Here is a 7861-nt window from a genome sequence, read left to right as displayed (position 1 = left end):
GGTCACCGCGCGGGTGGCGGCGCTGCGGCAGGCCGGCGCCCGGCTGCCGGCCGCGGCCTGCACGTATCTGCCCACGCCACTGGAGGGATGATCATGACCGTCGTCCAGTCCGACCGGCCGCCCACCGCACCGAACGACTGGGTGCTGTGCGGCGGTTGCGGACAGATGCTGTACCGCAAGCGTTTCGAACTCGCTGCCCAGGTGTGCCCGGCCTGCGGCTGGCACGGCCCGCTGACCGCCGGTGAACGCCTGGCCACGCTGTGCGACACCGGCTCGGTACGAGTGCTGGAACTGGCCGTCACCGACACCGATCCGCTGGGCTTCACCGATACGAAGCCGTACCCGCAGCGGCTGCGCGCGGCCCAGGAGCACACCGGGTCGGCCGAGGCGGTGGTCTGCGCGCGCGGCGAGATCGGTGGCTTCGCCGCCATCCTGGCGGTCATGGACTTCCGCTTCCTCGGCGGCAGCCTGGGCACCGCCGTGGGGGAGGCCATCACCCGGGCGGCGGAAATCGCACTGGCCGAACGCACTCCGCTGATCTTGGTGACGGCGTCCGGCGGGGCCCGCATGCAGGAGGGCATCCTCGCGCTCATGCAGATGGCCAAGACCAGCCAGGCCCTCGGGCAGCTGGACGAGGCGGGCATCCTGACCCTCGGCCTGATCACCGACCCGACCTTCGGCGGCGTCGCGGCCTCCTTCGCCACCCTGCCCGACGTGATCATCGCCGAACCCGGTGCGCGACTGGGCTTCGCGGGTCGCCGGGTGATCGAGCAGACCATCGGCCAGAGTCTCCCGCCGGAATTCCAGACCGCCGAATTCCTCCTCGAACACGGTGTCGTGGACATGATCACGGCCCGCGCCGAACTGCCCGCGACCCTGACCCGGCTGCTGTCGGCCGCCGCGCGGCGCCCGCGGACCGCGGCGCGTGGCGAATCCCGCACCGGGGGACTGGTCACCGACAGTGCGCTCCTGCCCGAGCGTGACGCCTGGGAGTGCGTGCGCGCCGCGCGCCGCTTCGGCCGCCCCACCACCCTCGACTACATCTCGCTGGTCGTCGACGACTTCGTGGAACTGCACGGCGACCGGGCCGCCGCCGACTGCCCGGCGATCGTGGCCGGACTCGGCCGCCTGGCCGGGATTCCGCTCGTGCTGATCGGCACCCAGAAGGGCCGCAGCACAGGCGAACTGGCGAAACGCAACTTCGGCATGCCCAACCCCTCCGGCTACCGCAAGGCCGCCCGCGTCATGCGGCTCGCGGCCAAACTCGGACTGCCCGTGCTCACCCTGATCGACACCGCGGGCGCGTACCCGGGCATCGAGGCCGAGGAGCAGGCCCAGGCGGTGGCCATCGCCGAGAATCTGCGGCTGATGGCGAGCCTGCCGATTCCGGTGGTCGCGGTCGTCACCGGCGAGGGCGGCAGCGGCGGCGCGCTCGCCCTGGCCGTCGCCGATCGAGTGCTCATGTCCGCCAACGCCGTCTACTCGGTGATCAGCGCCGAAGGCTGCGCGTCGATCCTGTGGAAGACCCCCGCCGAGGCGCCCCGTGCCGCCGTCGCGCTGCGCGTGGACGCGCGATCGCTGCTGGAACTGGGCGTCATCGACGGGGTGATCGAGGAGCCCGGCGCGGGCGCGGAGACCAACCTGCTCGCCGCCGCCGAGGCGCTGCGCTCGGGCGTCGTCGAATGCCTCGACGCCCTGCTGCCGCAGGACCAGATGACCCTGATCACCGCGCGCCACGCGCGATTCCGCCGTTTCGGCGCCCAGAGCGCCGTGCTCGCCGACCTCCCGGACGAGCAGCCTCGTTTCCTGGAAAGGGATGTGTGATGACCCCACCGATCCTCGACCCCGCCGGCACCGTCTCCGTGCTGGCCGACAGCGTGCTCGCGGTCGCCGCGCGCGCCGACCGGCCACCGCTCTCGATCAGGGTCGCGGCCGGGGAGTTCCAGATGGAGGTGACCTGGCCCGAGCGACCGGCCGGACCGGGCGTGGGGGCCGGGGAGCCGATCGCCGCCGCGTCGAACGGCAACGCCGCGCGCACCGAGCCGAGCCCCGCTCCGGTCGCCGTCCTGGCCGAATCCGCCGAGGCGAACGGTGATTCGGCCACCTTCCCGCTGACCGCGTCGATGGTCGGCGTCTTCTACCACGCCCCCGAACCGGGCGCGGACCCGTTCGTCACCGTCGGGGCGACCGTCACGCCCGGCCAGCAGATCGGCATCATCGAGGCGATGAAGCTCATGGTCCCGATCCAGGCCGAGCGCGCCGGAGTGGTGGAGCGAATCCTCGTGCCCGACGCCACCGCCGTCGAATTCGGAGCGCCCCTGTTGCTGCTGCGCGAGGCCGGACGATGATCACGTCGGTCCTCATCGCCAACCGCGGCGAGATCGCGTTGCGCGTCGCCCGCACCTGCCGCGAACTGGGCCTGCGCTCGATCGCGGTCTATACCGAAGCCGACGCCGACAGCGCCGTCGTGCGCTTCGCCGATCAGGCCATCCGCATCGGGGCCGGACCGGCCAAGTCCAGCTACCTGCACATTCCGGCGATCATCGAGGCGGCCCGCATGTCCGGCGCGGACGCCGTCCATCCCGGCTACGGTTTCCTCTCCGAGGACCCCGACTTCGCCGAAGTCTGTGCGGCCGAGGGCATCACCTTCATCGGCTGCCCGCCGAAGGTGATGGCCGAACTCGGCGACAAGGCCCGCGCCCGCGCCACCATACTGGACGCCGGCCTGCCGCTGCTGCCCGGCAGCCGCGACCCGATCACCGATCCGGAGGCCGCCGCCGCGTTCGCCGGCGAGATCGGCTACCCGGTCATCGTGAAGGCGGTCGCGGGCGGCGGCGGTCGAGGCATGGCCGTGGTGCGCGATCCCGCCGAATTCCCCGCGGCCTTCGCCCGCACCCGCGCCACCGCCCTCGCCGTCTTCGGCGACGGGCGGCTGTATGTCGAGCGCTATCTGGAATCGGCTCGGCACGTGGAGATTCAGATCCTGGCCGACCGGTACGGCACCGTGGTGCACCTGGGCGCGCGCGACTGCTCACTGCAGCGCCGCCACCAGAAGCTGGTGGAGGAATCACCCGCGCCCGGCGTTCCCGCCGAGGTGCTCGCCGACATGGGCGCGATGGCCGTACGCGGCGCGGCGGCCGCCGGCTACGTCGGCGCGGGCACCTTCGAGTTCCTGCTCGATCCGCGCGACCACCGCTTCTACTTCATGGAGGTGAATTGCCGACTGCAGGTGGAGCATCCGGTCACCGAGATGGTGACCGGCATCGACCTGGTGCACGAGCAGATCCGCATCGCCGCCGGGGAGGAGCTCGGCTACGCCCAGGACGACATCGAGCCGCACGGCGTCGCGCTGGAATGCCGGATCAATGCCGAGGACCCGGCCCGCGACTTCGCGCCCACCCCGGGCGAGCTGACCGAATGCGACCTACCCGGCGGGCCTTTCGTGCGGGTCGACAGCCACGCCCGCCTCGGCTATCGCGTTCCCGCGCTCTATGATTCGCTGCTCGCGAAGCTCATCGTGTGGGCCCCCGATCGGGTCACCGCCATCGCGCGCATGCGCCGGGCGCTGGCCGAACTCCGCCTGGGCGGGCCCGCCGTCGCGACGACGGCCGAGTTCGTCGACGGCCTGATCGACCACAACCGGTTCCGCGAGGTCCGCCACGACACCGCCATGGTCGCCACACTCGGCTCATAACGCCTGCCCGGCAACCGACAACGTCCGGCTCGCCTCCGCATCGGGGCGAGCCGCACGTCTGTGGGCCGGAAGGTCGAGGGAACCCTACCGGCCCTCCCGCACCCACTCGGCGAAGCGCGCGCCGAGTTCCGGGCTGTCCTTGATCCAGGCGAAGTGGTCCAGGTTCTCGATGCCCGAGCCCGGTTCCAAATGCCAGCGGGTCAGCTCGGCCCGCTTCAACCGCCGGGCCAGGTGGTCCACGGTCGACCGGGGACCCAGCGGATCGGAGTCGAAGGACACCATCAGTGTGCGCAATGGCGAAACACCGAGCAGGCGATCGTAGTTCACCGTCGATCCGGCGGGCTGGTAGCGCCCGGTCAGCGCATGCCAGGACCAGTCGACCATGACGCCGCCCGCCATCGGCCCACCCATGACCTTGCTGCCTGGCCACACACCGCGCAATCGCGACACCACGCCGACGTACTGGCTGCCGTACAGCACCGACGCCCAGCGCTTCAGCTCGAACGCGCGCCAGAACACGACACCGGTGGCGATGGTGATCACCCCGGCGAGCCGTTCCGGATGCGCCGCGCCGTACAGCAGCGCCAGCTGACCGCCGAGGCTGTGCCCGACCAGATGGATCGGGGCGTCCGGGAAGCGCTCGGCCACCGCGTCGAGAATCGCGGGCAGATCCGCCTCGAGCAGCTGCCGATAGCCATAGTTCCCGGCCTCGCCGAGCGGCGGGGTGCTCTCACCCTGGGCACGCAGATCCACCGTGGCCGCGGACAAGCCGGCGGCGTGCAGGGATTTCGCCAGGGGCAGATAGAACTTCGCCTTCATGGCGATCGCGGGCAGGATCAGCAGCACGGGCGCGGCCGCGTCGGTGGCCGGAAGCACCCGCACCACGAACGAGGCCGCCGCGGTGACATCGGATTCGGGGACGGTGACGGTCAACGCCTCGAGGGTGGCGAACTCCGACGGTCGCTTCGCTCCGGCGACCGGGGCATTACCGGGTGTGGACATGTGCTCGCTCCGATCAGGCGGCCGCGGGGGCGGCGAGCTTGGCGACGTACTGGAAGGTGACCTTGCCGACGAGGACGTCCTTGTCGTCGAACAGCAGGGCCCGGGTGTCCACGTCGAACTTGCCCGCGTCGGCGCGCTCGGCGATGACCCGGATATCGCGCGGATCCACCGAGCCCACGGCCCGGATACGCCCGATCGCGGGCTTGAAGAACGCGGCGTGCGAATCCCGCACCACCATCCACTCGACCTCACCGAGGTCCGGGGCGGCCGCCCCGACGAAGGCCACCGCGCAGGCGATGTCCGCGGCCAAGTAGAGGGCCGCCGCGTGCACGGTCTTCACATGGTTACGCAGGTCCGGATTGTCCGGCACCACCGCCAGCGCGTGATCGGAGTCGAGCTCGGTCACCCGCACACCGGCGAAGACCCCGAAAGGCACCGCCGCATTGGCGATCTCGGCGAGCTTGGCGTAATCGGGGTCCTGGCTGGCGAACGGCACGAACGGCGCGAAGGCGCGGTCGAAGAAGGACGTCTCGGTCATGTTTCCTGTCCCAACTGCGTCGAATCGAATTGTCTGGCACGAGCTTTCGAGTCGAAGTATGTCGGTCCGGGCGGGCTCGGCCGCCACCTCATTGGGAGGTCCTATCGCCACCGGCACAACTGTGGAACGCAGCGTGATCGAACGGGCATCCGGAAGGGTGTCCGCCGCCCGCCCGTGTGAACGGATGGTTGCTTGCTGATTGCTAACGACGGGTCGTCTGGGTTGAAGAGGCTACCGTCGGCCGGTCCGATGGTGCATGCTGAGAGTTGGCCGATCGCCGGTCGAACCAGCAGGTGAGGAGGGGTGGAATGAATAGCTGCACTGTCGGTCGCTGGGGCCTCGGTATCGTCGCCGGCGCCGGGCTCGGCCTGGGTGTCGCGGCCGTCGCCGTCGCTACTCCCGACAACGACTCGTTCGTGACGGTCTCCGGCAACGTCCAGTGCGTCGGTGGCTCGTACGACCTCAGCGTGCTGGACTCCGATATCCAGCCCGCCATCAACAGCTATTACTTCGCCGACGGCCCGGACCCGGACAACGCGGTCGCCATCAGCAGCGCGCAGACCCTGGGCCCGGTGAACGCGACCGCCGGCTGGACCCCGACCACCAGCGGCACGCACTCCCTGTGGCTGATCGGCCAGGGCCGCTACGACGAACAGGTGACCGTCGGCCCCGCCGTCGTCAACGTCCTCGACGCCTCCGACCCCGCCTGCACGGCACCCGCCCCGCCGCCGACCAGCTCCTGGGGCTGACGCCCGAGCCCCTGGGTCGGAAGGGTGACGCCGTTACGGAAGTTGTCTCGATAAGGTGGGGCATCACCTCATCGAAAGGCCATTCTTGTCCCGGGTAGCGGCAGGCGCGCGGTCCACGGCACGGCGGAGCCGGTTGTCGGCTGGGCGTGAGCAGGAGATTTTCGACTCCGTCCTCGCGTTGGTTAGTGAGGTCGGGTACGAGGCGCTGACGATGGATCGGATTGCCGCGGAAACGAAGTCGAGCAAGGCGACGTTGTATCGGCAATGGGGCGGGAAGCCCGAGCTGGTGGCTTGTGCCATGCGCAGTATGAAGCGGGATGACAGCGCGGAGATCGATACCGGGTCGCTCGGCGGGGATCTGCGGATGCTCGCCGATCGGCTGGCCGAAGTGGCGCGGCGGGATGCCGATCTCATGCGGGCGATGGAACATGCGGCCGGGCGGGACGAGGTTTTGTCCGAGGCCCTGCGGTCGGCCATGGCCGACGACCGGATCGCCGAGGCGCTCGATCTGATGCTGGCCAGGGCGGTGGAGCGGGGGGAGGTCGCCGCCGAGAACCCGGCTGGTCGATACGTGCAGCATCTGATGGTGGGCGCGGTGCGGTCGCGCTTCATTCTCGAAGGCCGCGAGGTCGATGCTGCCTACCTGCGCGACTTCGTCGATGCGGTGGTGTTGCCGGTGCTGCGCGGCGGTCACTGAGCGGTAGCCCTCGTCACTTATCGAAACTATTTCGTTTCGTTAAGTTCGGTGCTACGTTGTTGGTAGTCATCGAAACGAAACCGTTTCGTACCGATTGTGAGGGTGTGACACCGATGGGCGTGCGTAGCGCAGCAGTGGTCGCCGCGATGGTTGTCGCGGCGCTGGGATCGACCGCTGGCACGGTGCTGGCCGCACCTGCCTCGACCAGTCCCGAATTCCAGTTCCAGGGAACGGTTGTCGGCCAGTCGGTCGAGGTGAAGGTCGATGCCGGAGCCTTGGCCATCGATGACGGGCATGTGCTGTTCCGGGACAGCCGCGGCGCGACCGTCGCGAGCCTGCCGCTGGCCTATCGGAAGGACGGCGCGACCTTGCCGATCACGGCCCAACTCGACGGTACGAAGGTCACGCTCACCCCGGCCACCGACCCAGCCGCGGTGCGACCGGTGAATGCGCAGACTCGAAACGAACTCGATCAGCTGGCGCATCCGGACGGTTTCGCGGGTTCGCTGGGTACCTTCAGCCAGGAGGTGATGACGGCGACCGCCGTCGGTGTGCTACTGGGTAGCGCCATCGGTTTGGCCGTGGGCTGTATCGGGGGCGGCATCGTCGGCGGTGTGACCGGCGGTGTGGTATCGATCGGCGTGCTCGCCCTGCCGGGTGCGATCGGCGGCTGCCTGGTCACCGGCGCCGCCCTGGCCGCGATCGGGGCAGTCGTGGGCACGGTCGCCATCGGGATTCCGGTCCTGGCGGCCGCCGCGGCACAGTTCTGGAACTCCACCCACTGAAAGAATCCCGCCGCAGCCAGCATGCTCTCCCCGCTCCGGGACATGTGCGAATACAATTGCGCCGCAACTGATCGCGCACTTCTACGCTGTCCCTACACGCAGTGCGCGGTTCGAGGAACTCAAACGACAGATAGCGTCTGCAGTCCGAGGTGGCGCTTCTTCATCTTCAGAGACTCGGCGGCGTAGTACGCGAGCCACGATTCCGCAGGTCGCTTAGATGGGCTTCCGCATCCATCCTGGGTCGTGCGAAACCTTTGCTGGTGTAGTTGCTTTCGCAGAATTCACCCGGGTTGGTCGACCGAGACCACGCATGTGGCTACCGCGGACCTTCTGCGAGCAGTGGAGTTGCGGAAGATCACGACATCCGCGGCTTTGTCGTTTTCGCCAGTGCCCGCG

General features: G+C 69.6%; 8 protein-coding genes. 6 read left to right on the top strand and 2 right to left on the bottom strand.

Going from position 1 to position 7861, the window contains the following annotated elements; translation table 11 throughout:
- Positions 1–93: 93 nt before the first annotated feature.
- The 3 genes from accD to ACWELJ_RS22855 are packed head-to-tail and all read left to right on the top strand — an operon-like array spanning position 94 to position 3694.
- The gene (gene accD, locus ACWELJ_RS22865) at positions 94–1824 is read left to right on the top strand and encodes an acetyl-CoA carboxylase, carboxyltransferase subunit beta (protein WP_452368169.1); all 1731 of its coding nucleotides are present in this window, start codon (positions 94–96) and stop codon (positions 1822–1824) included.
- The gene (locus ACWELJ_RS22860; protein ID WP_452368168.1) at positions 1824–2348 is read left to right on the top strand and encodes an acetyl-CoA carboxylase biotin carboxyl carrier protein; all 525 of its coding nucleotides are present in this window, start codon (positions 1824–1826) and stop codon (positions 2346–2348) included. Before accD ends, ACWELJ_RS22860 begins: the two co-directional genes overlap by 1 nt.
- On the top strand, positions 2345–3694 hold the full coding sequence (locus tag ACWELJ_RS22855) for an acetyl-CoA carboxylase biotin carboxylase subunit (protein WP_452368167.1): 1350 nt from the start codon (positions 2345–2347) through the stop codon (positions 3692–3694). The genes ACWELJ_RS22860 and ACWELJ_RS22855 overlap by 4 nt, the downstream gene beginning before the upstream one ends.
- An 84-nt stretch (positions 3695–3778) precedes the next feature.
- Here ACWELJ_RS22855 and ACWELJ_RS22850 read toward each other — a convergent pair whose 3' ends face one another.
- The gene (locus ACWELJ_RS22850; protein ID WP_452368166.1) at positions 3779–4696 is read right to left on the bottom strand and encodes an alpha/beta hydrolase family protein; all 918 of its coding nucleotides are present in this window, start codon (positions 4694–4696) and stop codon (positions 3779–3781) included.
- A gap of 13 nt (positions 4697–4709) precedes the next feature.
- Positions 4710–5234, bottom strand: a complete 525-nt coding sequence (locus ACWELJ_RS22845) for a DUF4442 domain-containing protein (protein ID WP_452368165.1) — start codon at positions 5232–5234, stop codon at positions 4710–4712.
- Positions 5235–5542: 308 nt separating this feature from the next.
- Between ACWELJ_RS22845 and ACWELJ_RS22840 the strand changes: the two genes are divergently transcribed.
- The 3 genes from ACWELJ_RS22840 to ACWELJ_RS22830 all read left to right on the top strand — a co-directional run bounded on the left by ACWELJ_RS22840 (position 5543) and on the right by ACWELJ_RS22830 (position 7465).
- Positions 5543–5983: a hypothetical protein gene (locus ACWELJ_RS22840; RefSeq protein WP_452368164.1), complete on the top strand. Its 441-nt coding sequence runs from the start codon at positions 5543–5545 to the stop codon at positions 5981–5983.
- Between the two features lie 55 nt (positions 5984–6038).
- Positions 6039–6680 carry a TetR/AcrR family transcriptional regulator gene (locus ACWELJ_RS22835; protein WP_452368163.1) on the top strand — a complete coding sequence of 214 codons (642 nt, stop codon included), beginning with the start codon at positions 6039–6041 and terminating at the stop codon, positions 6678–6680.
- 119 nt (positions 6681–6799) lie between these two features.
- Complete coding sequence (locus tag ACWELJ_RS22830) at positions 6800–7465, top strand: hypothetical protein (RefSeq protein WP_452368162.1); 666 nt, start codon at positions 6800–6802, stop codon at positions 7463–7465.
- Positions 7466–7861: the final 396 nt, after the last annotated feature.

This window comes from Nocardia sp. NPDC004582, assembly GCF_053602115.1.
This window is presented reverse-complemented; position numbering and strand designations above follow the sequence as displayed.

Bases quoted from the DNA above. Each gene is read 5' to 3' on its own strand.
- ACWELJ_RS22840 (WP_452368164.1), top strand. From the start codon at position 5,543: ATGAATAGCTGCACTGTCGGTCGCTGGGGCCTCGGTATCGTCGCCGGC.
- ACWELJ_RS22860 (WP_452368168.1), top strand. From the start codon at position 1,824: ATGACCCCACCGATCCTCGACCCCGCCGGCACCGTCTCCGTGCTGGCC.
- ACWELJ_RS22855 (WP_452368167.1), top strand. From the start codon at position 2,345: ATGATCACGTCGGTCCTCATCGCCAACCGCGGCGAGATCGCGTTGCGC.
- ACWELJ_RS22850 (WP_452368166.1), bottom strand. From the start codon at position 4,696: ATGTCCACACCCGGTAATGCCCCGGTCGCCGGAGCGAAGCGACCGTCG.
- ACWELJ_RS22845 (WP_452368165.1), bottom strand. From the start codon at position 5,234: ATGACCGAGACGTCCTTCTTCGACCGCGCCTTCGCGCCGTTCGTGCCG.
- accD (WP_452368169.1), top strand. From the start codon at position 94: ATGACCGTCGTCCAGTCCGACCGGCCGCCCACCGCACCGAACGACTGG.